The following is a 23,790-nucleotide window of genomic DNA, read 5'->3' as shown; positions in this document are numbered from 1 at the left end:
CACCTGGTCCAGGGAGAAATGGATGCTCGACATCAATCCGAACCTGCCGGCGTTCAACGCCGGCGCAACCCTGAGCTCGCTGATCAGCCTGTCGGTGGCGTTCGTGCTGGGCACGGCCATCGGCCTGGAACGGCAGCTGCGCCAACGCACCGCCGGCCTGCGTACCAATACGCTGGTGGCGGTGGGTGCAGCGGTGTTCGTCGACCTGGCCGTGCGCTTCCATGACCTGTACGGCGGTCCGCCGTCGCCGCTGCATGTGGTGGCGTATGTGATCTCCGGCGTCGGCTTCCTCGGCGCGGGCGCGATCATGAAGGACGGCGCGCAGGTGTCCGGCCTGAACACCGCCGCCACGCTGTGGGGCTCGGCGGCGGTGGGTGCCTGCGCGGGTATCAAGCTGCTGCCGGAGGCGGTGCTGGCGGCGGTGTTCGTGCTGGCCGCCAACACCCTGCTGCGCCCGGTGGTGAACCGCATCCAGCGGCAACCGCTGCCGGAGGCGTTCAGCGAGGCGACCTATGCGATCAACGTGGTCTGCCAGCGTGAGCAGCAGGCCGAAGTGCTGGACCGGCTGTTGCTGCTGCTGGAACAGGCGCACTACCCGGTGCGCGCGGTGGACCAGCGCCCGTTCGGCGAGCGCGACGTGGAGATCGAAGCGGTGTTGTATGCCACTACGGTCGATGCCGGTGAACTGGATGCGGTGCTGGCCACGCTGGCGACCACGCCCGGGGTGTTGCAGGGGTTCTGGAACGCCAGCCTGGAGGAGTAGCGTGGTGGGCTATCCGAGGTTGTGCCGACCAACGGTCGGCACCCACCAGGAGCCGGCACCTGCCCAAGGCGGCTTTGCTATCCTTTCCACCCACGCCCGGGAGCCGTTCCGATGCCATCGCTGTCGCCCCGTCGCCCGCTGGTGCTGCTGGCCCTGATCGTCGTGATGGCGGCGATCTTCCTGATCGACACCGTCACCGATTACGCCGTCGCCGCTGCCTGCTTCTACGCAGCGGTCATCCTCGCGGCATCGCGCGTGCTGAGCGGGCGCGGGCTGATCACGCTGGCCATCGCCTGCATCGCGCTGACCGGGCTGAGCTTCTTCCTGACCCGCTTCGGCACCTATCGCATCGGCCTGGTCAACTCGGTGATCGGCATGCTGGTGATCGGCATCACCACCTACCTCGCCCTGAACATGGAAGCGGCCAAGGCCGCCGTGCAGGAAGCGCAGGCCCGCCTGCTGCGCGTGGCGCGCGCCTCCACCGTGGGCGAGCTCACCACCTCCATCGCCCATGAGGTGAACCAGCCGCTGGCGGCCATCGCCAGCAGCGCCGAGGCCTGCCAGCGCTGGCTGGCACAGGACCCGCCGAACGTGGACAAGGCGCGGCAGACCGTGGCCCGCATCCTGGCCGATGCGCATCGTGCCGGTGACGTGATCGCCCGTATTCGTGGCCTGACCCAGGGTGCTGCACCGGAACGACGCGCGTTTGACCTGAACCAGGCCGTGGAGGAAATGCTGGCGCTATCGCGCAGCGAGCTGGACCAGCATGGCGTGGCCGTAGCCCTGCTGCTCGATGCCGATCTGCCGCTGGTGCAGGCCGATCGGGTGCAGGTGCAGCAGGTGATCGGCAACCTGATCCTCAATGCGGTGGACGCGATGGAAGCAGTGCCGCCTGCCGACCGCCGCCTGTCCCTGGTGACCCAACGCGACGGACAGCGGATCAGCCTCAGCGTGCGCGACCGCGGTGTCGGCCTGCCCGCCGACCATCCCGAGCGCGTGTTCGATGCGTTCTGGACCACCAAGTCACACGGCCTGGGCCTCGGGCTCAGCCTGAGCCGTTCAATGATCGAGGCCAATGACGGCCAGATCCGCGCTGAGCGACCGGCAGGTGGCGGCGCCTGCTTTGTGTTCGACCTGCCCATCGCCACGGATTCTCCCCATGCGTAAGCCCGCTGCACCCATCGCCGACCCGGCACCCATCGTTTACGTGATCGACGACGATCCGTCGGTGCGCGCGGCGCTGGAAGACCTGCTGGCCTCGATGGGCCTGCAGGTACGGGCCTTCGCCTCCACCCAGGCGTTCCTCGAACACGAACTGGAGGACGCACCGGCCTGCCTGGTGCTGGACGTGCGCATGCCCGGCCAGAGCGGCCTGGAGTTCCACCGGACGATGGGCAGCCACGGCCTGCAGCTGCCGGTGGTGTTCATCACCGGCCACGGCGACATTGCGATGGGCGTCAACGCGATCAAGGACGGTGCCATCGAGTTCCTGACCAAGCCGTTCCGTGACCAGGAACTGCTGGATGCGATCCACAAGGGCATCGAGATCGACCGCCAGCGCCGTCGCGACGGCGAGGCGCTCGATGCCCTGCAGCAGCGCTGGAACACGCTCAACGCGGGCGAGCGCGAGGTGGTCGATGGCGTGGTGCGCGGCCGCCTCAACAAGCAGATCGCCGGCGACCTCGGGGTCAGCGAGATCACGGTGAAGGTGCGCCGCGCGCAGGTGATGCGCAAGATGGGCGCACGTACCCTGGTCGACCTGGTACGCATGTACGACCGGCTGCAGGCGGGCACGCCATGAACATCCACGCCGCGATGCTGCGCGCAGTCGACGTCGGCGGCACCGGCCTGCGCACCAACGCTGCTCCCCCCTGCCATAGGTAGGGCTTCACCTGCCCGCCGCCACCGCTACAATGGGCGCGGAATCGCCAGGGGGGCGATCTGCAGGGAATGCACCATGCTTGAACAGGACGCCATCCTCGCCCTTGCCGGGCCCGCCGCCCTCGCCCGGGCTGCCGTGCCGTGCAGCGCACGGCCGCCGCGCCCCTTCCCCTTCGTTTCGCAGCAATCTGCCCGTTCCGCGCGGCAGGTTCTTCATCGTTTGCCCTGACCGGAGCCGTCGAAATGCCCGAGAACACTCTTCTTGCCACGCCGGCCGCTACCGCGCCGATCAAGTACCTCGAGCGCGCCATGGCCACGCTGCGCAGCCTGGGCCTGGCTGCCCCGCAGGACAACAACGCACCGGCCATCGCCCTGGTTTCGCAGCTGTCCACCCTCGACCAGGGCCGCGTGGTGGCCATCGCCCGCGTGCTGCAGCAGTCCGGCCATTTCAATGCCGTGATGCGTGATGAAATCAGCTCGGCCAAGGTGTCCGATCGCTATACGGAGATCATCCGCGCCTTCGACAGCATCCGCGACGACGCCAGCGCCATGGTCGAACAGGTGCGCGACGGCAGGATCGACATGGGCGAGCGCCTTCAGAACTTGTGGATGAAGGTCACCCGCGGTGACATCCCGAGCCGGTTCGAGAAGATCCGCCGTACGTTCCTGGAGGTCAGCCGCGATTCTGCCGAGCAGCTGCAGCGCGAATCGCGCGTGCTGGAGATGTACGGCGACTTCCGCCTGTCGATCAAGGATGCCGAGATCCAGGCGCATGAACTGCTGAAGCTGCAGGAGCAGGTGCTGGCCGATGCGCGCGAGGCGCTGAAGCAGGCGCAGCAGCGCGTGGAATCGGCCGATCCGGCCGCTGATGCCGCCGATACCGGCCGCCTGGTGATGGCCCGCGATGAGGCCCTGCGCAACCACCAGGCCGAGGAATCGCGCTACCAGCTGGCCAAGGACCTGTCCGAGAACCTGCAGGTGAACTACGCCACGTCCGAGTCGATCATGCTGCGCGTGCACCAGTCGCACGAGGTGAAGCGCCGCGTCAACGAGCGCTCGGTGGTGTTCTTCTCCACCAATGAAACCAGCTTCACCGCCTTGAACCTGGCCTTCACCACGCAGATGGGCCTGCACGAGTCCACGCAGGCGCTCAATGCGATGACCGAGGGCACCTCCAAGGGCCTGGAAGCGGTGGCCAACATCGGCGATGACATACTGCACGAGGGCCTGAAGGCCGGCTATGGCGCCACCATCGGCGTCGATTCGGTGCGCAAGCTGGTTGATGCGGTGGTGCGCTTCCAGGAGACCTCGCTGCAGGAAATCGAGCAGCTGCGCAACCAGGCCACCCGTGATTCGGCCGAGATCGCCGAGTATGTCGAACAGGGCAAGCAGCGTTTCGCCGCACTGCTGCAGGCACCGCCGAGCCCGGAGTCGCGCTGAGGTGAGTGCGACGATGGCTCCTGCCGAGCTGCAGGATGCGCTGCTGACCATGGATGTGGTCGACCAGCTGCGCTACCGCAATGCCGAGATGAAGGCGCTGGCCGACAGCGGCCATGACAAGGCGACGCTGAAGCAACGCCTGCTTGAGCTGTACCGCTCGCAGGGCATCGAGGTCTCCGACGAGATCCTCGAGGCTGGCATCCAGGCCCAGCGTGAGCAGCGCTACCTCTATGCCGCGCCGCGTGGCTGGAAGGCCTGGCTGGCGCGGCGTTGGATCGATCGGGCCCGCCTGTTGAAGTGGGCGCTGCTGGCGGCCCTGGTACTGCTGGTGCTCGGCATGCTGCTGGTGATGGCGCGCAGCTTCGGCGCGTTCGTGCACGAGAGCAACGTGCAGAAGAACGTGCAGGTGCTGAACGACAAGGTGGCCGCGCAGCAACAGGAGGCTGCTGCAGCGCGCGCCCTGCTGGCCGCACAGGAACAGGCCCTGCAGGGGCTGCTGCCCCGTGCCACCGCCAGCGGTGAGCGCCTGCAGCCGCTGACCGAAGGCGCACAGGCCGCGCTGGCCGAAGCACAGCGTCGCTTTGCCGGCGTGCCCGCCGCCATGGCGGACCTGCCCACCCTGATCCGCAAGGACAAGCTCACGCGTATCAGCAGCGGCGGCAGCGCCACCGGCGAACAGGCAGCCGCGCAGGTGGAGCAGCACCGGCAGACCGCCGCGCACCTGCTGGCGCAGGCCAGGGAAACCCTGCCCACGCTGACCGCGCGCGTGACCACACTCGGCCAGGCCATCGATGCCAGCGAACTGCTGGACACCACCAACGCGGCCGCAAAAGCAGCACGCCTCGCGCCGGACGCCGAGAAGGTACGCGCACGTGCCTACACCGGCGGCGACGTCGCACTTCGCGCCGGCGACATGGCCGCTGCCGGCCAGGCGGTGGCCACCCTGAAGGACCTGATCGGCAGTGCCGACAAACTGGCCGCGCTGAACGAGCGACTGGCCCAGCTCAAGGCCGATGGCCTCGCCACCGGTGTCGGCGGGGAAGACCGCAAGCGCTTCGAGCGTGCGCTGGACCAGGCTGCCCGGCTGGTCCGCGTCGAGACACTGGCCGAGGCAGGGCCGGCGATGGACGAGGTCGCCCAGCTGGTGGCATTGCTGTCGCAGACCCTGGTCTACCGCATCGTCAACCGCGACGATGAGCGCACCGGCGTCTGGCGCTACAACGAAAAGGCCAACGGTGGCCGCAACTACTACCTGGTGACCGAAGCGCTGGACGAGGCCGGCAAGGCCACCGAACTGCTGATCCGCAATGAGGAAACCGGCAAGGACGAATGGGCCTCGCTGTTCGCCGTACGCGTGCCGGAGGCAACCTACAACCGGGTTGCCGAGGACAAGCAGGACAACGGCATCATCGAAGACGACCAGATCGGCAGCAAGCCGCGCGGCAGCCTGTCGCCGCGTTTCCGCATGCCCGCCACCGGCGGCTACATCACCGAATGGTGATGGGCAAGGAACTGACATGAGAGATCTGAACGATGCGATTGCCGATGTCGAAACCGATATCGGCCAGGTGCAGGCACAACTGGCCGCGCGTGGCGACCAGTGCCGGGAGCTGATCAAGGAACAGGAAGCGTTGCACGGCCGGGTCCGCGAAGACTTCAATGCACTGGCCCGGCTGCAGGCCGAAGCCGCCACTGATTCGCCGCCGGTGGTGGCCAGGGACCTGCTGCAGCAGTCCAGCGCCGACCTGCAACGCCGCGATCGCAAAGCGGCGGTGCTGGCCGACGAGCTGCAGGCGCTGCTGGACATCGAACATTCGCTGCAGCAGCGCTCGCAGGAGGCCGTTGCCGCACGCGACGCCGCCGGCGGACAGTGGCAGGCCCTGCAGGACCAGGTGGACACCACGCTGGCAGCGGAACCCACCTACAGGGTGCTGCAGGACGAGCTGCAGCTGGCCGAGGCGCGTGCCGGCACCGTGGAGCGCATGGCCGCCTCTGCGCAGTCGGAGCATGATGCCAAGGCCGGCGCCTACCAGGCCGACCCGATCTTCATGTACCTGCACCGACGCAGCTTCGGTAGCGCGGCCTATCGCGGCTGGCCGCTGGTGCGCACCGTCGATGGCTGGCTGGCCGAGCTGTGCGGCTTCGACCGCGCCCGCCGCGAGTACGCCACGCTGGTCGAGCTTCCGCCCTATCTGCAGGAACATGCCGAACGGGCCCGTGCCGACGTCGAGACCGCCCGCCAGCCGGTACAGCAGGCCCGCGACGCCGCCCTCGCCCACGCCGGTGGCGACCCGCTGCGCCAGCAGCTGCAGGCGGCGCAGAGCGCCGTGGCGCAGGCACTGTTGGCCGAGCAACTGCATCGGCAGACCGTGGATGCCAAGCAGGCACAGATCGATGGTTTCCGCAGCTGGACCGATGCCGAAGGCAGCGCCCTGCTGACCGCGCTGGCGCGCACGCTGTCGGCCAAGAGCATGGACGACCTGTACCGCCGCGTTGCCGCCACCGCCTCCGGCGACGACGATGCCGTGCTCGAACGCATCCATGGCAGTCGCCTGCGCCTGGGCGAGATCGACGGCCTGGTGGTTGAGCACACCCGCGAAATGGCCACACTGAAGAAGCGCCTGGACAGCCTGCAGGCTGCGCGCAGGAGCTACCAGGCCGCTGCGGATATCGAACGCCAGGCCTACGAGGCGCCGAGCTACCGCGCCGCCGCCCCCGCCACCGTCGCCGCGTCCTTCTTCAGCACCCCCAGCAGCCGAAGCGTCCCCCGCTCCTCTGGCAGCCTGTTCGACCTGCTTGCGGGCGGATCCAGCAGTTCCAGCTCTCGTTCGGGCTCACGTTCAAGTTCCAGCTCGAGATCGAGTTCCAGTTCCAGCGGCAGCAGCTTCCACAGCGGCGGCGGCATCAGCGGTGGCGGTGGCTTCAAGACCGGCGGCGGGTTCTAGCCCTGCACCTGCCGGGTGCGCCGCTTCAGCCTCGTATCCAGCAGTCCCACGCCCAGCAGCACCAGGCTGGTCAGCCATCCGGCGGCCAGCAGGTGCATCCATGGCAACAGCGGGCACAGCACCAGCAGCGCGGCGGCGCCCAGCAGGTGCGAGCGCGGCGCGTGCCCATAGACCACGCGCTTGTACAGCGCGCTGCCCAGCAGATAGATCAGCGGGCCCGCCACCATCACGGTGGCGTACACCGGGGTGACGGCCGCCGCCGGATGGTCCATGACCAGATCGTTGCCCACCGCCGTGGCGATGATGCCGGCGATCAGCAGCGCGTGCACGTAGTGGAAGTTGGCCCCCATCCGCCCGGGGTCTTCGGCATGGGTGATGGCCTCGGTGGCATCGCGGCTGGAGATGCCGAAGTACAGCCACCACATGGCAATCGTGCCAGCGAAGGTGGCAAGCACCGCGGAGACCACCTGCAGGCTCCAGTGCTCGACCTCGCTCAGCACGCCACCGGTGGCCAGCAACGTCTCGCCCAGTGCGACGATGACGAACAGCTGGCAACGTTCGGCCAGGTGGCCGCCCTCGATGGTCCAGTCGCGGGTGCGCGAACGCCCCATGCCCGGGAACGCAAATCCGAACATCGGCGAGATGTACTCGCAGGCCACGGCTACCGCCCACAGTGCCAGCCGCAGATTGCCTTCTGCCGCGGCACCAGCCAGCCAGAAGCAGGCCGAGACGCTGACCCAGGCCAGCATGCGGCGGAAGTTCGGCGCCAGTGGATGGTTGCCACCGACCTCGAACAGCACGAACGCGGTTCGGCCCACCTGCATCGTGGCGTAGGCCCCGGCGAACATCCAGGCGCGATCGGCGAACGCCTCGGGAATGGACGAGGACATCAGCAGTGCCAGCAGCATGGTGGCGAACAGCAGCCCGCGGATGCGCGGTGCCTGTGGGTCGAACCAGTTGCTGACCCAGCAGGCGTATTGCCAGCCCAGCCAGACCGCGAACCACAGCACCAGCGCCTGCATCACGCCGGCCATGTCCAGGTGGTGCAGCAGGTGATGGCTGAGCTGGGTGACCGCGAACACGTAGACCAGATCGAAGAACAGTTCTTCGTAGGTCACGCGGGCATGATGGCCATCGCGGTGGCGCAGCGCGGGCAGGCGCAGTCGGGGACTCATGGAACTCCTTAGCGCGCGAGGCGCCAGTACAGGAAACCGGCCAGCAGCGCCGGTACGGCGAACACCAGCAGCAGGATCGGCAGCTCCTCGCGTACTGCATAACCGGCCTTGCTGACCCCTACCCACATGTTGGCCACGGCCACCAGCAGCCAGGTGGCAATGAATGCGATCAGCGCCGTGGGCAGTTGCGAGGTGCCCACGCTCCAGAGACGGCCGAACAGCAGGAACACCCCCAGCAGCAGGACGCCTGCGGTGATCACCAGCATCACATGCATCTATCGCTCTCCTTGTACCCGCAGGCAGGCTAGCCCGGGCCGATTCTGCGCTCCAGCCGATGATCGTGGTTTCACCTTCCAGCCGCAGCGAACAATCGACCGGGCCAGTGGCACATGGCAAACGCGAACGGTTCCCATTAGTATTGTGTCATCGTGCAGGGGAGGCCCTCCCTGTGCCCACCCTTCGCCTTTGCCGCCCGTCCGGATGCCCCAGCCACCCTCGCCCCACCCGCCCGCGCTGTCGCTGGTGTCTTCGCTGGTGCGCCACTACGAGGAGCTGGTGGATTACCTGCATCACCGCTTCCGCTCACCCGGGCTGGCCCGCGAGGTGGTCCACGATGTCTGCGTGCGCCTGCTGGAGCGTCCGCTCGTGCACGACCCACGGCAACCGATCGCGCTGCTGCGCCGGATCGCACACGACGCGGCGGTGGACCGCTGCCGCGCTGAAGACCTGCGCCGGCACTGGGTCGAGGCGCGCGCCGAACTGCCCGAGGGCGCGTGCCCGCGCCCCGGACCCGAGCAGCAGGCGCAGGGCATGCGCGCGCTTGAGCAGTTGAGCGTCACCATCGAGCGGATGCCCTGCCGGCGCCAGCAGGTGTTCATCCTGCACAAGATCCATGAACTGCCACAGGCAGAGGTTGCGCAGCGCATGGGCATCGGCCTGAAGGCGGTGGAGCGCCACCTGCGCCTGGCGATGGCCGACTGCCGCCTGCACGCGGGGCTGCAGTGAGCCGCACGCCCGCCCCTTCCGAACCCGCGCCGCCACCCGCCTCCGCCGAGCAGGTGCTGGAGCGGCACCGCGATGCATTGAAGCAACGCTTCCCGCTGCCGAGCCCTGAGGCACTGCAGCGCCGGCGCAGCGCTGGCCCCGCGAAGGGCGCGCTGGCCTTGCTGCTGGTGGCCGCCGGCGCCTTGCTGGCCGCCGACCCGGCCTGGCAGGTGCGCGATTACCAGACCGCCGTCGGCGAACGCCGCAACGTCACCCTGCCCGACGGCAGCCAGGTACTGCTCGATGCCGGCACCCGCGTGCAGGTACGCCGTCATCTGCGCTCGCGGCAGGTGCTGCTGGTGCGCGGCCAGGCGCGCTTCGAGGTGCAGCACTCGGCCTGGCGCCGCTTCCAGGTCGATGCTGGCCCGGTGCATGTACGCAACTACGGCACCGTGTTCGACGTGGACCGCCAGGGTGACCTGAGCGAGGTGACCCTGTGGCGCGGCGCGGTGGGCGTGCGGGTCGACGGCAGCGAGGCCGAGCAACGGCTGAAGCCGGGCCAGCGCCTGCTGGCCCAGGCAGGATCGCTGTCGCCCCCCGAAGCCGTCAGCCCGGACCGGGCCGACTGGACCCACGGGCGGCTGCAGTTCGATCGGCTGCCGCTGTCGGAGGTGCTGCGCATCCTGCAGCGCTACCACGACCGCCCGATCGTGCTGGATGACCCGACGCTGGGCCCGCTGCTGGTCTCGGGCGTGTTCGATGCCGACCGCGCCGAGACCGCCGTGGCACTGCTGCCGGACATCCTGCCGGTGCAGCTGCAGACCGCCGCCGATGGCAGCCTGCACCTGCGCGCCCGCGATTGATCGCCGTCGCGAGGGTGGGTTGTGCGCCCTCCCATCCGGCAGGTGTCTGAACCCCTCCGAAGGACCTCCGCATGACCCGCCCTGTTCCGCCTGCCGCGCTGCGCCGGTTGGCCCCCACCCTGCTTGCCGCCTGCCTGTGCGCGGCACTGCCCGCTGCCGCCCAGACGTCCGCGCCGGCCGCGGTGGAATTGCACCTGCCCGCTGGCTCCCTGCAGGCCTCGCTCACCGCGCTGGCCCGGCAGAGTGGCATCCAGCTGCTGTTCGCCGCGGAAAGCGTAGGCGGGCGCAACGCACCGGCGCTGAACGGCCGTTACACCCCGCGCGAGGCGCTGCAGCGCCTGCTGGCCGGCCAGGGCCTGGCACTGCAGGAACGCTCGCCGGGCGTCTTCGTGCTGAGCCCGGCGGCCACTGCACCGGCACCGGCCAAGGCCACCCCGCCGGCGCGCCCCGCGCCGCAGGCCGCGGCTACCTCACTGGCCCGCATCACGGTATCGGCATCCACCGCACGCATGCCGCAGGGCGAGACCGCCATGCCCAACACCATCACCGTGCTGACCCGCGAGGACATCGCGCAGCAGCTGGCGCTGCGCTCGGATGTCTCGCGCGTGCTGTCGTCACAGATTCCGGCCTTTGCGCCCGCCCGCGAGAAGATGTCCAACTACGGCGAAACCATGCGTGGCCGCGGCATCCTGTACATGGTCGACGGCGTGCCGCAGTCGACGCCATTGCGCGATGGCTCGCGTGATTCGCACACCATCGATGCGGCGATGATCGAACGCATCGAAGTCATCCACGGTGCCAACGCCCTGCAGGGCATCGGCGGGACCGGCGGCATCGTCAACATCATCACCCGCAGCGCGCCCAGCGAACCCGGGGCGTTCCTGTTCGACAGCAACCTCAGCTACAGCGCCGCCCTGCCTCGCCGCCACGACGACAGCGGCCAGCGCGCGTCGGCGCTGGTGGGCATGCGCGGCGAGCAGTTCGACCTGGTGGCCGGCCTGGCCTACGAGCGCCAGGGCCTGTTCCATGACGGCGAAGGGCGCTCGATCGGTACCAACGCGCAGGGCGAACTGATGGATTCGACGTCGTCGAACGTGTTCGCCAAGCTCGGCTGGAACATTGCCGAGGGCCAGCGCCTGCAGCTGATGGCCAACCGCTACGAACTGCGCGGGCTGGACAACTACCTGGCGGTGAACGGCGATTACCGCAGCGGCCGCCCGACCCTTTCGGTGCCCGGTGACACGCCGCTGGACCCGCCGATGAACCGCTCGCGTTCGTTGACGCTGGACTACAGCGCCGCCGACCTGCTGGGTGGCCGCTTCCAGGCGCAGGCGTTCGCGGTGGACTTCGAAGGCCGCTATGGCGCTAGCCAATGGGACCCGTGGGGCAACACCGGCGCCAATGCTGCGTGGGACCAGACCCAGAATGAATCGGACAAGCGCGGCTTCAAGCTCACCCAGAGCTGGAGCCGCATCGCCAATACCACGCTGGACGTGACCCTGGGCCTGGACGGCCTGCGTGACCGCACCCACCAGGTCCTGCTGGCCAGCGGCATGAACTGGGTGCCGTTGACCACCTACCAGAGCCTGTCGCCGCTGCTGCAGCTGCACTGGTGGCCGACCGACCACCTGATGCTGTCCGGCGGCCTGCGCTACGAGAAGGGCGAGCTGGAGGTGGGCGACTACACCACCCTGCCCCGTTATGGCGCGCGCAAGGTGGCCGGCGGCAAGCCGACCATGAGCGAGACCCTGCCCAACTTCGGTGCGGTCTGGTACATCAACGATCGCCTCAACGCCTATGCCTCGTACTCGGAGGGCTACACCGTGGCCGATGTCGGCCGCGTGCTGCGCGCGATCAACCGTGACGGGCAACGCGTGGACAGCCTGGTGGACCTGTCGCCGGTGGTGTCGGACAACCGAGAGATCGGCCTGGAGTATGACGATGGGCGCTTCAGCGGCGATATCGCCTACTACACGTCCGAATCGAAGCTCGGCTCGGTGCTGGTCTACGACGCGGGCATCGACGCTTACAACGTGCAGCGCCAGGCCACCCGCGTGGAAGGCTTCGAAACCAACCTGCGCCTGCGCTTGGGTGACAGCCGCCTTGGCCTGGGCTATGCGCGCGCCAACGGCCGCTACGATGCCAATATTGATGGCCGGCTGGACAGCGACCTGGCCGGCGTCAACATCGCGCCGAACCGGCTGACCGCGTTCTGGGAACAGAACTGGACGCCGCAGCTGAGCACCCGCCTGCAGGCCAGCCACGCCTTCGACCGCGACTTCGACCTGCAGGGGGCGCGCGTGGCCGAGTTCAAGGGCTACACCACCGTGGATCTGGTCGCGCGCTATGCGCTGGACAAGCACGCGTTCACGCTGGGCGTGCAGAACCTGGCCAACACGCAGTACATCAGCTACTACTCGCAGACGACGCCGTCGAACCCGAGCTACTTCTCCGGACGCGGCCGGGTGCTGACGCTGGGGTGGCAGTACCGGTACTGAGCCATGGCCCCCTTATGGGAGCCATGAAATCTATGCGCACCGTGATGGAGGAGGCCCATGCTAGTTTCTGGGCCTCCTTCAAACGGATGTGGATCATGCGCTGTTCCCTGCTCGCCTTCGCCCTCGCCGCTGCGCTTCCGGCCGCGCACGCCCGCGCCGCCGAGGCACCACTGCCGCAGTTGCAGGCGTACACCGTCGATGCGTCCTGGCTGCAGCCGATGGCGCCGCTGCAGATCGCCGACCACACCTGGCAGATCGGCACGCAGGACCTGACCGCGCTGCTGGTACAGACCGCCGACGGCGCGGTACTGCTCGACGGCGGCATGCCGCAGATGGCCAGCCACCTCATCAGCAACATGAAGGTGCGCGGCGTGGCACCGGAGGAGCTGCGGCTGATCCTGCTCAGCCACGCACACGCCGACCATGCCGGGCCTGTGGCGGAGCTGAAGCGCCGTACCGGTGCGAAAGTGGCGACCAACGCTGAATCCGCAGTGCTGCTCGCGCGCGGTGGCAGCGACGACCTGCACTTCGGTGATGACATCACCTATCCGCCGGCCAGCGTCGACCGCATCATCATGGATGGCGAAGTGGTCACGGTGGGCGGCATCGCGTTCACCGCGCACTTCATGCCGGGGCATACGCCGGGCAGCACCGCCTGGACCTGGACCGATACCCGCGACGGCAAGCCGGTGCGCATCGTCTACGCCGACAGCCTGAGTGCCCCGGGCTACCAGTTGCAGGGCAATGTGCGCTATCCGCGCCTGGTAGAGGATTACAAACGCAGCTTCGCGACGGTGCGGGCGTTGCCGTGCGACGTGTTGCTGACCCCGCACCCGGGCGCCAGCCACTGGGACTATGCCGCGGGTGCCACGGCCGGCGCCAAGGCACTGACCTGCAAGGCCTACGCTGATTCGGCAGAACAGAAGTTCGACGCGCAGTTGGCCAAGGAAACAGCCGGCGCCCTTTGATTTTGTAGCGCCGAAGGGTGCCGGCCAACATGGCCGGCACCCCCTGCCTGTCAGCCGCCCTGCCCGTGCTGGGCGAACGGTTCGGTGGTGCCATCGTTGCGCACCAGTTCGACGGTGTACGGCTGCACGTAGCCGTCCGGCATTTCCATGCCCGGCGAGCCGGCCGGCATGCCGGGCAGCACCAGCCCGCGCGCGGCCGGGCGTTCGGCCAGCAGGCGCTTGATGTCTCCGGCCGGAATGTGACCTTCGACCACGTAGCCGCCAATCTCGGCGGTATGGCAGGAGCCCTTGCCGACCGGCACACCCAGACGAACCTTGACCGGGTTCATGTCATCGGTATCGCGCACGTCCACCTGGAAGCCTTCGGCCTTCAGATGATCGACCCATATGCCGCAGCAGCCACAGCTGGCGGTCTTGTGCACGATGGCGATGGGCAGTGCCGGGTCCAGTCTGGCCGGGCTGGCCTTGATGGGCGCCGCCGGTGCCTCGCTGGCGACCGGTGCGGCAGCGGATTCTTCGGCAGCACGTGCGCAGGCGGCCGTGGCCAGCACGCTGCCCAGCAGCAGGCCGAGGGAGAGAGAACGGTTCATGGTGTTGATTCCTTTGCAGATGCGGGCCATGCGGCCCGCCGCCCGCGTATCGAAGGCGCAGGCAGGGTCATGGGTAAGACAAGCAACTACGGCAGGCGCTTGAGGCCTGCAGGGAATCAACCGATGGGCGGCCGCAACGGGTACGGCATTGGCGGCGATGCGCGTTGCTGGGCGCTGGCCGCCAGAGGTGCCTCACGCCAGGGCGACGCAGGGGTTCCACTCAGGGCAGCCGGCATGCCGAGACAGGCCGGCGGGCATTCGCACTCACCACTCTGGCAGACCGTTGATGTTGCCTCGTCGCAGCATCCGGGCATGGCAGCGGAATGCGGTGCGGCGCAGTGATCCGCATCGGCCGCCATGGTGTACGGCGATGAGGCAAGCGCCAGCGCCGGTGCGTTCAGCACCAGGGCAACGAGCAGCATCCATCGCAGCAGCAGGCCAGGCAGGTTCACCCGGCGATGATAGCCGATGCGCGCGTCACGCAATCGCGGCTGCCATCGCCCGCATCCGCACCGGAATCGACTTGGCTGCCGGCGTGCCACTGATCCGGTCGTAGTAGTCCAGTGGCAGCAACGGGTTCAGTTCGGGGTAGTAGCCGGCCAGCGCACCGCGCGGCATCGGGTAATCCAGCACGGTCAGGCCCTCGATGCGCCGCTGCACGCCATCGTCACTGATGGTCTCCAGGCTGACCCGCGCTTCCTTCTCCAGCCCGCGCGCCAGCCGGTCCTCGATGTTCATGAACAGCACCATGCGATCGTTGTACACGCCACGATAGCGGTCGTTGTAGCTGTAGATGGTGGTGTTGTACTGGTCGTGCGAACGCACCGTGGCCAGCCGCAGCATGTCCGGGTCGTGCACCGGATCATCCACGTCCAGGCCGGGCATCACCAGGATGTTGGCCTTGCCGTTGGGCGTGGGCCACACCCGGCGGCGCGGCGGAATGTCCAGATGGAAGCCGTGCGGCTGCTGGATGCGCTCGTTGAAGCCGGTGTAGATCTCCGGGTACACGGCGGCGATCAGCTCGCGGATGGGGGTGTAGTCATGCATGCAGCCTGCCCAGTCGACCCTGCTGTGCGGCAACGTGGCCATCGCCATGCGGCAGACGATCTCGACCTCGGGCAATACCTCGGCACTGACCGGTTCCAGCACACCGCGCGATGCGGTGACGTTCGACATCGCGTCTTCGATGGTGACGAATTGCTCGCCGGCCGGCGTGACGATGCGCTCCGAGCGCGCCACCACCGGCAGGATCAAGGCATCGCGGCCATGCACCAGGTGACCCCGATTGAGCTTGGTGGCGATGCCGACGGTCAGCTCCAGGCTACGCATGGCCTCGTACGCGCGCGGCGTATCGGGCACGGCGTGGATGAAGTTGCCGCCCAGGCCGATGAACACTTTGGCGCTGCCATCCAGCATCGCCTCGATCGACTCGACCACGTGATGGCCGTGCTCGCGCGGCGGATCGAAGCCGAACACCTGCTGCACGCGGTCCAGGTAGGCCGGTTTGGGCTTCTCGTCGATGCCGACGGTGCGGTCGCCCTGCACATTGGAATGCCCGCGGATCGGCCCGATGCCGGCGCCGGGCTTGCCAAAATTGCCGCGCAGCATCAGCAGGTTGGCCACCTGCTGCAGCAGGCGCGAGCCGTACTGGTGCTGGGTCAGGCCCATGCCGTAGCAGATCACGGTGGCCTTGGAACGGATGTAGATCTCCGCACACCGACGGATCTGCGCCTGCGAAATGCCGGACACCTGCACGATCTGGCCCCAGTCCTGCGCCAGCACGTCCTCGCGCAGCGCCTCCAGGCCCACGGTGTGTTCGGCCAGGAAGTCGTGGTCGAGCACGCGCTCGCCCTGCGCTTCGCGCTCGAACATCACCTTCATCATGCCCTTGATCAGGGCCAGGTCGCCGCCGATACGGATGTGCACGAACTCGCTGGTGATCTCGGTCGAACCGAACGTGGCCATCTGTACCACGTCCTGCGGCTCGGCGAAGCGGATCAATGCGCGCTCGGGCATCGGGTTCACCGCCACGATCGGAATACCACGTTTGCGCGCTTCAACCAGGTTGCTCATCATCCGCGGCGAATTGGTGCCGGTGTTCTGGCCGATCACGAAGATCGCCTCGGCATGCTCGAAATCCTGCAGCACGATGGTGCCCTTGCCCACCCCGATGGCCGGCGGCAGGCCACGGCTGGTCGGTTCGTGGCACATGTTCGAGCAGTCCGGGAAGTTGTTGGTGCCGAACTCGCGCACGAAGATCGAGTACAGGAACGCGGCTTCGTTGGGCGTGCGACCGGAGGTGTAGAACTCTGCCTGGTGTGGGGTGTCCAGCGCCTGCAGGTGGCGGCCGATCAGCGCGAAGGCATCGTCCCAGCTGCACGGCACGTAATGGTCGGTCGCCGCGTCGTAGCGCATCGGCTCGGTCAGCCGGCCCTGCATCTCCAGCCAGTAGTCGGTCTGCGCCATCAGTTCGGTGACCGTGTGCCGGGCAAACAGCTCGCGGCCGGCACGGAACTGGGTGGCTTCCCAGGCCAGTGCCTTTGCGCCGTTCTCGCAGAACTCCAGCTTCCTTCGTTCGTCAGCATCGGGGAACGCGCAGCTGGGGCACTTGAAGCCGCCGGGCTGGTTCATTGCCAGCAACGCCTTCGACCCCTTGCCGATCACGCTCTGCTGCAGCAGCACCTTGGCGGTGGCGCCGGCGGCACCCCAGCCACCGGCCGGCTGGTTGTAGGGCTTGTAACGCGGCGGTTTCTGCTCGGGCATGTTCGGGAACCTGGCGGGAGGAACGCAGCAACGATCGCAACAACGCAGTCCGGCGGCGCTTTCGATCGCGCGGCCAGCCCCACAGTCAAGCACGGCCTGTGTGGCTTCGCCAGTGCGTCCACGCCGTTTTCAACGCAGCCTGCCATGACAACGGTTACACCTGCGTCAGCGCGTGGCCACTGCGCTATTCTCGAGGCCGCGGGTGGTCCACCACCTGCGTATTTCCCTTGCCCGGACGCGCTGCATGCCTGATTCGACCCCACCGCACACCCCGCCTGCCGGCACGGCCCAGCGCCCGTTGCTGCGCTGGCGCAGCGAGGGGCACCAGCCGCAGGTCGACGTGGTGGCCGAAGAAGTGCCGGTGGCGCTGCGTTACAACGGCGCTGCCTTCGCGGTGATGATGGCCACCCCGTGTGACCTGGGAGATTTCGCACTCGGTTTTTCACTCAGCGAAGGGCTGATCGACACTCCCTCGCAGCTGCTGTCGATCGACATCCGTCCGCAGCTGGAAGGCATCGAACTACAGATGACCGTGGCCGACGAGGCGCCCGGCGCCGACCTGGACCCGGCCAATGGGCGCCTGCTGCCTGGCCGTGGTGGCTGTGGCCTGTGTGGCACGCGCCAGCTGGAAGAAGTACTGCGCCCATTGCCGCAGATCCGCGAGCGACGCAGTTACCCGCCCGCCGCCCTGCAACGGTCGTTGGCCACCTTGGCGCAGCACCAGCCGATGAATGCGGTGAGCGGCTCCACCCACGCCGCGGCCTGGGCCGATGCCAGCGGGCGGATCGGCTGGGTGCGCGAGGACGTCGGTCGCCACAATGCGCTGGACAAGCTGATCGGCGCGCTGCACCACAACGAACATGCCATTGAAGGCGGCCTGCTGGTGATTTCCAGCCGCGCCAGCTACGAAATGGTCAGCAAGGCGGTGCGCGCCGGCGCCAGCGTGCTGGCTGCTGTCTCGGCACCGACCGCGCTGGCGATCGACCTGGCCCGCAGTGCAGGCCTGTGCCTGGTCGGGTTCGCGCGCGAAAGCGGGTTCAATGTGTATACCCATCCCGAACGGCTTCGGCCGGACGACAGCCACGACAGCTGAGAACGGCCGGGAGCAACGCGCCCCCGGCCTGATGCACCTCAGCGCAGCGCTACCTTCGGGAAATCCACCGGCACGTCGAACGCGACGTTGACGTAGTTGGTGAACAGGTTGAGCGCCACATGGGCGAGGATCTCCACGATCTGCTCATGGTCGAAGCCGGCTGCGCGCAGCGCCTGCACATCGCCGTCGGTGATCTGTGCACGCTGCTCGACTACCTTCAGCGCGAAGCTCAGGGCAGCGGCGGTAGCCGGGTCACTGGACTGACCGATCTGTGCAGCGGCCATCTGCTCGCTGCTGGCACCCGCCTTGCGGCCCAGCGCGGTGTGTGCGGCCAGGCAATACTCGCAGGCATTGCGGTTGGCAATGGCCACGGCGATCTGCTCGCCCAGCAGCGGCGACAGGCGACCGCCGCCCAGCGCGCCGAACGAACCCCACATGCTCTGCAGGGCGGCTGGCGAGTTGGCCACGGCGCGGAACATGGCCGGGGTGGCGCCGAAGGCAGCGTGGACCTGACCCAGCAGGGCCTGGCGGTCGGCGGTGGTGTTGGCGGCATCGATCAGGGGGACACGGGACATGGTGGATCTCCTTGGGAAAGCGCCCGGGATTGGACGACCCGCTCATCCTAGGTAGACTCGCTGGACGCTTCAGGCGCAATTAGCCACACATGTTGTCCATTCATCCATGAGCACGCCCACCGACACCTCCCCACCCGACCGTCTCTCCTCCCTGCTGGAGCGCTTCCGGGTGCAGGCCGCGCTGTTCCACAGCGGTCCGCTGTGCGGGCGCCATGTCTTCGAGCCGCAGCCCGGTCGTGCCTTCCTGCACATCCTGCGCCAGGGTGAAATGGAGGTCCGTCATCCCGACGGCGATATCGCGCTGCCCCGGTTGAACATCGACACACCCAGCCTGCTGCTGTATCCGCAACCGCTGCACCATGTGTTCTTCAATGCACCGCTGGAAGGCCCGGATTTCACCTGCGCCACGCTGGATTTCGATGGCGGCGCGCGTAATCCGATCGTGCAGTCGCTGCCGCCGGTGATGGTGGTGCCACTGGCCGCGATCGGCGAACTGGATGACACCCTGCACCTGCTGTTCGCCGAGGCTGATCGCCAGCGCTGTGGTTCACGGCTGCTGACCAATCGCCTGTTCGAGGTCGCGCTGATCCAGATCCTGCGCTGGGTGGTGGACCACCCGGATGCGGCGGGCGTCAGCCATGGGTTGATGCGGGGGCTGTCGGATGTACGGCTGGCACGCACACTGGTGGCGATGCACCAGGCGCCACAGGACGAATGGACGCTGCCGCGCATGGCCGCGACTGCCGGCATGTCGCGCAGCGCGTTCGCGGCGGTGTTCAAGGAGGTGATGCAGGCCACGCCGGCCAGCTATCTGCTGGATTGGCGGTTGAGCCTGGCCTGCGCGCAGCTGCGGGCTGGGGTGGCGGTCAAGCAGGTGGCGATCGAGGTCGGGTTTGCCGATACCGCATCGTTGTCGAAGGCGTTCCGCAAGCGGTTGGGTGCCTCGCCGCGAGCGTGGCTGGCAGCGACCGCAGCGCAGGCCGGGTAGAGTCGACCGCGGGTCGACTCGCGCGCGATGCGTGGGATTTTCGTTAGCAGCCGACCCGCGGTCGGCTCTACCAAGAGCGATATCCGTGCGTCGGTCGACGGCTCAGCTGGATGCCCCATCGGGCTTCGCCAGCAGCCCGGCGATCCGTTCGGCCACCTGGCCGCGCACGCTTTCATCCAGCTGCCCTTCGTACATCGCCTCGTAGATCCACAGGCCATCGGCGGCCAGCCGCGCCACGAAATTGTCGAGCGCGGCCGGGTCATCCTGCCCGGCCGACGGCGGCAAGGGTGCCCAGCGTCGCACTGCCGGACCCCACGGGCGCTCGTCGGCATCCGGGTCTGCCGATTCCAGCATGAACATCAGTTCGGCGCGCGTGGCGCTCTGCGCGGATACGCGCACGAAGGTCTGGTAGCGCTCCAGTGCCGAGGCTTCCTCCGCCCGCTTGCCCAGCAGCGATTCCATCGACGCCTCCCAGGCCTGCACCAGGTGCTCGTCGATACCGCGCAGCAGCGCCTCGCGCGACGGGAAGTGGTACAGCAGGCCGCCGCGGGTCAGCTTGGCCTCGGCCGCCACCGACTCGAAGGTCACCGCGCGCACGCCGTCACGATTGATCACGTTGACGGCGGCGTCGAGGATCCGGTCGCGCTTGCTGGTTCTCATGGCGTCATTTTACGCGATCGGCCGCGCCCTCGCGGCTGCCGACGCGGCCACGCAGCAGGCGCGCGATGATCGTCGCGCCGACCACCAGCATCACCGTGATCACCAGCAGCACGATCTGGTAGCCGCGGTCATACGCGGCCGTGGCCAGGGCGAACCACTCGCCCTGCCCGCTTTCGCGTGCCACGTGCAGCGCCTGGGTGAAGCCTTCGCGGGCACGCTCGGGCATGTCGGCCGAGACCGGCAGGAAGGCGCCATACATCGCCGCGCTCAAGCTGCCCAGCATCGCCACCGCCAGCAGGCCACCGAATTCGTACGACACCTCTTCCACCGACGAGGCCATGCCCGCACGGTGCGCCGGTACGTTGTTGAGGATGGCGGTGGACGCCACCGAGATGGCCGAGCCCATGCCGAACCCGGTGATGGCCATGCCGGCGACCACCCAACCCAGGCCGTGCGGGAAACCGAATGCCACCACGCCGACACCCAGCGCACCTGCGGCCAGGCCGCCGCAGATCAGCGGGCGCAGGCCGACCCGGTGCAGGATGCTGCCGCCCAGCAGCGCACTGGGCAGGCTGCCCAGCGCCGCCACCGACACCAGCAGGCCCGCCTGCAGCGGGGTAAAGCCCGCCACCAGCTGGAAGCGCTGGGTGGTGACCAGCTGCAGGCCGGCCATGGCGAACAGGGTGAACACCGCCGACAGCGTGCCGGCCAGGAACGCCGGATTGCGGAAGATCGCAAAGTCCAGCAGCGGGTACGGCAGCTGTCGCTGGCGGCGTGCGAACGCCACACCCGCAATGACCGCCAACAGCAGCGCGCCCGCGCCCAGTGCATACGACGGCGGCGTGGCGATCAACGACTTGATTGCCAGCACCAGGCCGGACAGTGCGGCCAGTGCCAGCAGCGAGGACACCATGTCCCAGGGGCGCGAGGTGTCGCGCTGGCCCTCCGGGGCCAGCAGCAGCGTGGCGACGAAGGCCACCACCACCACCGGCACGTTGACCAGGAACACCGAGCCCCACCAGAAGTGCTGCAGCAGCCAGCCGCCGATGATCGGGCCCAGTGCCGCACCGACGATGGCCACCGAACCCCAGATCGCAATGGCGATGTTGCGCTCGCGCTCTTCGTGGAAGCTCAGGCCGATCAACGCCAGCGTCGCCGGCATCATCGCCGCCGCGCCGACTGCCAGGAACGCACGTGCGGCGATCAGCTGCGCCGCTGTACCGGCGAACGCCGCTGCCAGCGAGGCGATACCGAACACCACCAGTCCGATCAGGAACATGCGGCGGTGGCCGATGCGGTCGCCGAGCGTGCCGGCACCGAGCAGCAGGCCGGCCATCACCAGCGGATAGGCGTTGATGATCCACAGCGCCTGCCCGGCACTGGCCGAGAGTTCCTCGGTCAGGGTGGGCAGTGCGGTGTAGAGCACGGAGTTGTCGAGCGTGACCAGCAGCAGGCCGGCGGCGACGGTGAACAACAGCGCCCAGCGACGGGCACGCGACAGGGCCGGAGCACCGGCCAACGGCTGGGACAAAGCCATGGGGGAACCTGGTGGGGATGAAGTACGGCCATAACTATACAGGATGTCCTGTATAGTTATGGGGACAGCACCACCCGTTCAGATTGGGGCCCGGGCAATGTTCATGTTGCCGTGCCCCTCACGCCGGGTCGTGGCCGGCATCAGGGGATCATCACCGGCAGTCTTCCGGCAGCGCGGCAATCGCCGACACCACCGCACTCTGCATGCCCTGCCCCACGGCCATGTCCAGTTCCCCGCCCGTTCCCCCATGCTGGCGCCGCAGTTCGTCCTCGCACAATCGGCGCACCCGCGAGCGCGCGTTCGCGCGCAGGCTGCTGCAACGCCAGTCGGTGCTGCCCAACGGCAGCACCGAATACACCACGCTGTTGCAGGCGTTGCTGGCACGCTGCTGCAGCGACAGGCCGCCGAAGTCCCGCGGCTCGCTGCTGCGCTGCGGGTCGAAGTAACTGTCCGGGAAGGTGCGCGCGTACTGCTCGATGTCCACCTGCATGCTGCGCCCACCGGCCAACGGCATCTGCAGCGGCTGGCCGCAGCGCGTGGCATCGGCGCGATGCTGGATGTACTGGTAGATCGGCCGGTCCAGTGATGGATCCTGCTGGGTCACCGCGCTGACCGCCGCCAGCACCGGCAGCGATGCACGATTGGCCATGCGCGCCAGCAGCCCTGCCTGCGCCGGCTGGCAGCGGTCGCGCAGGGTCGCCGCCAGCAGGAACAGCACGTCGTTGCGGAAGGGATGGTCATCGGCCAGGCGCTGTTCGATGCGCTGGCGGGCATCGGCCGCAGGTGCCGGAAATGCGATGGCGGGTGGCGCGATGGGTGCCGCTTGCCGCTGCCACCACACCAGCAGCGCTACAGGCAACAGCAAGGCTGCTGCAACGATGATCCAGCGCGCACGCATCAGTTGTGGATCGCCGTCAGCGTCGCCGCTGCGGCATCGTAGGATGCGCTGGCGATATCCGCATCGAAGCGCTTCACCTGCAGGCGGCCGGCAAGCCGGTACGGATCCCAGAGGTCGCCCAGTGCGATCGGCGTGGCCAGGGTCACATGGATGATCTGGTTCGGTGGTGGCGGCGGCACATGGATGCACGCGCCGTAGAACGGCACGAACAGCAGCTCATCGACCAGGCCGGCATCGTTGGTGCCCAGCGGCACCACGTAACCATCCAGATCCACTGCGCGACCGTCGACAGCGTCGACCACGCGCGAAGAGCCGAACTGCTTGGCGCGGTCCGGGCTGGAGTGGTCGATCTCCTGCCCCGGTGGCGTGCCCGAGCCGGTGTCGTCGATCAGCCCGCCCACCCCGTCCATGCCGTTGCGTAAGAGGCCGATCTGCGGTGGCGGGCGCTGATAGGTCACTTCATCGGGCCGCAGCGCATCCCAACGGTCGATGGGTGCTTCAGCCGCCGCCGGCTGTGCCGGCGCGGGGGCCGGTGCAGCGGCGACGGTCGTGGCGTCCCCGCCTGCCTGCGTGCACCCCAGCAAGCCCAGGCAGCACGCCACTCCCATCAGGACATTACGGTTCATACGGCCTCAGCTGAGCATCGCGCATGGTGTAGGCCGAACCGGCCAGGTCGTCATCCAGCCGTTCGGCGCGCAGGGTGCCGGCCAGGAAGAACGGCGAGTACATGTCCGGCATCGCGATCGGGCGCGGCAGCACCACGTGCACGATCTGGTTCGGTGGAGGTGGTGGCACGTGGATGCAGGCGCCGTAGTACGGCACGAACAGGAACTCGGTCAGGCGCCCGTCCTGCGCGTTGGCCAGTGGTACCACGTAGCCCGGCAGGCGCACCGGCCGCTGCAGTACCGTGTCCACCGTGCGGAAGGTGCCGAACTGCGGCATGCGCCGGTTGCCATTGTGCTCGACCTCCGGGCCCTCACCCCGCTCCAGCGCGGCCAGCTCGTCCTTCGGCATCATCTGCAGCCAATCCAACTCCTGCTCTGTCGCGCCTGCAGGGCTATCGCGTTCAACCACCGGCGATGGCGGCAGGGCCTGTACGCCGGTATCCACCGGCCGCTCGCAGGCGGCCAGGACCATAAGCATCGGCAACATCGGCAGCCAGCGCATGC

23 protein-coding genes are annotated in these 23,790 nt (G+C 68.2%); 12 read left to right on the top strand and 11 right to left on the bottom strand.

Translation table 11 applies throughout. From position 1 onward, the window contains the following. Positions 1-22 precede the first annotated feature (22 nt). The 6 genes from V3B30_RS00720 to V3B30_RS00695 all read left to right on the top strand — a co-directional run bounded on the left by V3B30_RS00720 (position 23) and on the right by V3B30_RS00695 (position 7,029). Positions 23-763 (top strand): MgtC/SapB family protein, encoded by a 741-nt coding sequence (locus V3B30_RS00720; protein WP_262082474.1) that lies wholly within the window; start codon positions 23-25, stop codon positions 761-763. A gap of 111 nt (positions 764-874) precedes the next feature. Then, on the top strand, positions 875-1,930 hold the full coding sequence (locus tag V3B30_RS00715; RefSeq protein ID WP_262082473.1) for an ATP-binding protein: 1,056 nt from the start codon (positions 875-877) through the stop codon (positions 1,928-1,930). After that, positions 1,923-2,564 carry a response regulator gene (locus tag V3B30_RS00710; RefSeq protein ID WP_262082472.1) on the top strand — a complete coding sequence of 214 codons (642 nt, stop codon included), beginning with the start codon at positions 1,923-1,925 and terminating at the stop codon, positions 2,562-2,564. Before V3B30_RS00715 ends, V3B30_RS00710 begins: the two co-directional genes overlap by 8 nt. A 323-nt stretch (positions 2,565-2,887) precedes the next feature. Continuing rightward, on the top strand, positions 2,888-4,084 hold the full coding sequence (locus V3B30_RS00705; RefSeq protein ID WP_262082471.1) for a cell surface protein: 1,197 nt from the start codon (positions 2,888-2,890) through the stop codon (positions 4,082-4,084). Between the two features lie 13 nt (positions 4,085-4,097). Next, the gene (locus tag V3B30_RS00700) at positions 4,098-5,585 is read left to right on the top strand and encodes a DUF6384 family protein (protein ID WP_262082470.1); all 1,488 of its coding nucleotides are present in this window, start codon (positions 4,098-4,100) and stop codon (positions 5,583-5,585) included. A 16-nt stretch (positions 5,586-5,601) separates the two neighbouring features. Further along, the gene (locus tag V3B30_RS00695; protein WP_262082469.1) at positions 5,602-7,029 is read left to right on the top strand and encodes a hypothetical protein; all 1,428 of its coding nucleotides are present in this window, start codon (positions 5,602-5,604) and stop codon (positions 7,027-7,029) included. Here V3B30_RS00695 and V3B30_RS00690 read toward each other — a convergent pair. Beyond that, entirely contained in the window at positions 7,026-8,204 is a 1,179-nt protein-coding gene (locus V3B30_RS00690; protein WP_262082468.1) for a low temperature requirement protein A, read from the bottom strand. The two genes, V3B30_RS00695 and V3B30_RS00690, sit on opposite strands and share 4 nt — an antisense overlap. An 8-nt stretch (positions 8,205-8,212) precedes the next feature. Continuing rightward, a complete protein-coding gene (locus tag V3B30_RS00685) occupies positions 8,213-8,479 on the bottom strand; it encodes a hypothetical protein (RefSeq protein WP_262082467.1) in 267 nt (88 codons plus the stop codon). Positions 8,480-8,684: 205 nt separating this feature from the next. Here V3B30_RS00685 and V3B30_RS00680 point away from each other — a divergent pair, with 205 nt between their 5' ends. From V3B30_RS00680 to blaL1, 4 genes are all read left to right on the top strand, one after another. Continuing rightward, entirely contained in the window at positions 8,685-9,209 is a 525-nt protein-coding gene (locus V3B30_RS00680) for an RNA polymerase sigma factor (protein WP_262082466.1), read from the top strand. Beyond that, positions 9,206-10,051 carry a FecR domain-containing protein gene (locus tag V3B30_RS00675; RefSeq protein WP_262082465.1) on the top strand — a complete coding sequence of 282 codons (846 nt, stop codon included), beginning with the start codon at positions 9,206-9,208 and terminating at the stop codon, positions 10,049-10,051. Before V3B30_RS00680 ends, V3B30_RS00675 begins: the two co-directional genes overlap by 4 nt. A gap of 71 nt (positions 10,052-10,122) precedes the next feature. After that, the gene (locus tag V3B30_RS00670; RefSeq protein ID WP_262082464.1) at positions 10,123-12,549 is read left to right on the top strand and encodes a TonB-dependent receptor; all 2,427 of its coding nucleotides are present in this window, start codon (positions 10,123-10,125) and stop codon (positions 12,547-12,549) included. A 95-nt stretch (positions 12,550-12,644) separates the two neighbouring features. Beyond that, positions 12,645-13,517, top strand: a complete 873-nt coding sequence (blaL1, locus tag V3B30_RS00665; protein ID WP_262082463.1) for a L1 family subclass B3 metallo-beta-lactamase — start codon at positions 12,645-12,647, stop codon at positions 13,515-13,517. Between the two features lie 50 nt (positions 13,518-13,567). Here the strand turns inward: blaL1 and V3B30_RS00660 are convergent, their stop codons facing one another. From V3B30_RS00660 to V3B30_RS00650, 3 genes are all read right to left on the bottom strand, one after another. Beyond that, a complete protein-coding gene (locus tag V3B30_RS00660) occupies positions 13,568-14,107 on the bottom strand; it encodes a DUF411 domain-containing protein (RefSeq protein WP_262082462.1) in 540 nt (179 codons plus the stop codon). Positions 14,108-14,223: 116 nt separating this feature from the next. Next, a complete protein-coding gene (locus V3B30_RS00655) occupies positions 14,224-14,592 on the bottom strand; it encodes a hypothetical protein (RefSeq protein ID WP_262082461.1) in 369 nt (122 codons plus the stop codon). Beyond that, positions 14,585-16,870: an FdhF/YdeP family oxidoreductase gene (locus V3B30_RS00650; RefSeq protein ID WP_262082460.1), complete on the bottom strand. Its 2,286-nt coding sequence runs from the start codon at positions 16,868-16,870 to the stop codon at positions 14,585-14,587. The genes V3B30_RS00655 and V3B30_RS00650 overlap by 8 nt, the downstream gene beginning before the upstream one ends. A 244-nt stretch (positions 16,871-17,114) precedes the next feature. On the opposite strand from V3B30_RS00650, the gene fdhD reads away from it, so the two are divergent. Continuing rightward, positions 17,115-17,963: a formate dehydrogenase accessory sulfurtransferase FdhD gene (gene fdhD / locus V3B30_RS00645; protein WP_262082459.1), complete on the top strand. Its 849-nt coding sequence runs from the start codon at positions 17,115-17,117 to the stop codon at positions 17,961-17,963. 38 nt (positions 17,964-18,001) lie between these two features. Here fdhD and V3B30_RS00640 read toward each other — a convergent pair whose 3' ends face one another. Continuing rightward, positions 18,002-18,538, bottom strand: a complete 537-nt coding sequence (locus V3B30_RS00640; RefSeq protein ID WP_262082458.1) for a carboxymuconolactone decarboxylase family protein — start codon at positions 18,536-18,538, stop codon at positions 18,002-18,004. Positions 18,539-18,644: 106 nt separating this feature from the next. Between V3B30_RS00640 and V3B30_RS00635 the strand changes: the two genes are divergently transcribed. After that, entirely contained in the window at positions 18,645-19,526 is an 882-nt protein-coding gene (locus tag V3B30_RS00635; protein ID WP_262082457.1) for an AraC family transcriptional regulator, read from the top strand. 102 nt (positions 19,527-19,628) lie between these two features. On the opposite strand, the gene V3B30_RS00630 is transcribed toward V3B30_RS00635, so the two are convergent. From V3B30_RS00630 to V3B30_RS00610, 5 genes are all read right to left on the bottom strand, one after another. Next, complete coding sequence (locus V3B30_RS00630) at positions 19,629-20,186, bottom strand: TetR family transcriptional regulator (protein WP_100472662.1); 558 nt, start codon at positions 20,184-20,186, stop codon at positions 19,629-19,631. 4 nt (positions 20,187-20,190) lie between these two features. Beyond that, positions 20,191-21,723, bottom strand: a complete 1,533-nt coding sequence (locus V3B30_RS00625; protein WP_262082456.1) for an MFS transporter — start codon at positions 21,721-21,723, stop codon at positions 20,191-20,193. A 151-nt stretch (positions 21,724-21,874) separates the two neighbouring features. Continuing rightward, positions 21,875-22,621: a hypothetical protein gene (locus V3B30_RS00620; protein WP_262082455.1), complete on the bottom strand. Its 747-nt coding sequence runs from the start codon at positions 22,619-22,621 to the stop codon at positions 21,875-21,877. Beyond that, positions 22,621-23,247, bottom strand: a complete 627-nt coding sequence (locus V3B30_RS00615; RefSeq protein ID WP_262082454.1) for a DUF3299 domain-containing protein — start codon at positions 23,245-23,247, stop codon at positions 22,621-22,623. Before V3B30_RS00615 ends, V3B30_RS00620 begins: the two co-directional genes overlap by 1 nt. After that, positions 23,237-23,788, bottom strand: coding sequence for a DUF3299 domain-containing protein (locus tag V3B30_RS00610; protein WP_262082453.1), 552 nt, complete (start codon positions 23,786-23,788; stop codon positions 23,237-23,239). Before V3B30_RS00610 ends, V3B30_RS00615 begins: the two co-directional genes overlap by 11 nt. Positions 23,789-23,790: the final 2 nt, after the last annotated feature.

It is taken from the genome of Stenotrophomonas sp. SMYL41 (assembly GCF_036319965.1).
In the GTDB taxonomy this organism is placed as follows: Bacteria; Pseudomonadota; Gammaproteobacteria; order Xanthomonadales; family Xanthomonadaceae; genus Stenotrophomonas; species Stenotrophomonas maltophilia_R.
Note: the sequence above shows the minus strand (reverse complement) of the source record. Positions and strands in the feature narration are given on the sequence as shown.

Bases quoted from the DNA above. Each gene is read 5' to 3' on its own strand.
- V3B30_RS00615 (WP_262082454.1), bottom strand. From the start codon at position 23,247: ATGAACCGTAATGTCCTGATGGGAGTGGCGTGCTGCCTGGGCTTGCTG.
- V3B30_RS00670 (WP_262082464.1), top strand. From the start codon at position 10,123: ATGACCCGCCCTGTTCCGCCTGCCGCGCTGCGCCGGTTGGCCCCCACC.
- V3B30_RS00685 (WP_262082467.1), bottom strand. From the start codon at position 8,479: ATGCATGTGATGCTGGTGATCACCGCAGGCGTCCTGCTGCTGGGGGTG.
- V3B30_RS00625 (WP_262082456.1), bottom strand. From the start codon at position 21,723: ATGGCTTTGTCCCAGCCGTTGGCCGGTGCTCCGGCCCTGTCGCGTGCC.
- V3B30_RS00650 (WP_262082460.1), bottom strand. From the start codon at position 16,870: ATGCCCGAGCAGAAACCGCCGCGTTACAAGCCCTACAACCAGCCGGCC.
- V3B30_RS00620 (WP_262082455.1), bottom strand. From the start codon at position 22,621: ATGCGTGCGCGCTGGATCATCGTTGCAGCAGCCTTGCTGTTGCCTGTA.
- V3B30_RS00640 (WP_262082458.1), bottom strand. From the start codon at position 18,538: ATGTCCCGTGTCCCCCTGATCGATGCCGCCAACACCACCGCCGACCGC.
- V3B30_RS00610 (WP_262082453.1), bottom strand. From the start codon at position 23,788: ATGCGCTGGCTGCCGATGTTGCCGATGCTTATGGTCCTGGCCGCCTGC.
- V3B30_RS00680 (WP_262082466.1), top strand. From the start codon at position 8,685: ATGCCCCAGCCACCCTCGCCCCACCCGCCCGCGCTGTCGCTGGTGTCT.
- V3B30_RS00690 (WP_262082468.1), bottom strand. From the start codon at position 8,204: ATGAGTCCCCGACTGCGCCTGCCCGCGCTGCGCCACCGCGATGGCCAT.
- V3B30_RS00705 (WP_262082471.1), top strand. From the start codon at position 2,888: ATGCCCGAGAACACTCTTCTTGCCACGCCGGCCGCTACCGCGCCGATC.
- V3B30_RS00710 (WP_262082472.1), top strand. From the start codon at position 1,923: ATGCGTAAGCCCGCTGCACCCATCGCCGACCCGGCACCCATCGTTTAC.
- V3B30_RS00695 (WP_262082469.1), top strand. From the start codon at position 5,602: ATGAGAGATCTGAACGATGCGATTGCCGATGTCGAAACCGATATCGGC.
- V3B30_RS00635 (WP_262082457.1), top strand. From the start codon at position 18,645: ATGAGCACGCCCACCGACACCTCCCCACCCGACCGTCTCTCCTCCCTG.
- V3B30_RS00660 (WP_262082462.1), bottom strand. From the start codon at position 14,107: ATGAACCGTTCTCTCTCCCTCGGCCTGCTGCTGGGCAGCGTGCTGGCC.
- V3B30_RS00630 (WP_100472662.1), bottom strand. From the start codon at position 20,186: ATGAGAACCAGCAAGCGCGACCGGATCCTCGACGCCGCCGTCAACGTG.
- blaL1 (WP_262082463.1), top strand. From the start codon at position 12,645: ATGCGCTGTTCCCTGCTCGCCTTCGCCCTCGCCGCTGCGCTTCCGGCC.
- fdhD (WP_262082459.1), top strand. From the start codon at position 17,115: ATGCCTGATTCGACCCCACCGCACACCCCGCCTGCCGGCACGGCCCAG.
- V3B30_RS00715 (WP_262082473.1), top strand. From the start codon at position 875: ATGCCATCGCTGTCGCCCCGTCGCCCGCTGGTGCTGCTGGCCCTGATC.
- V3B30_RS00720 (WP_262082474.1), top strand. From the start codon at position 23: ATGCTCGACATCAATCCGAACCTGCCGGCGTTCAACGCCGGCGCAACC.
- V3B30_RS00700 (WP_262082470.1), top strand. From the start codon at position 4,098: ATGGCTCCTGCCGAGCTGCAGGATGCGCTGCTGACCATGGATGTGGTC.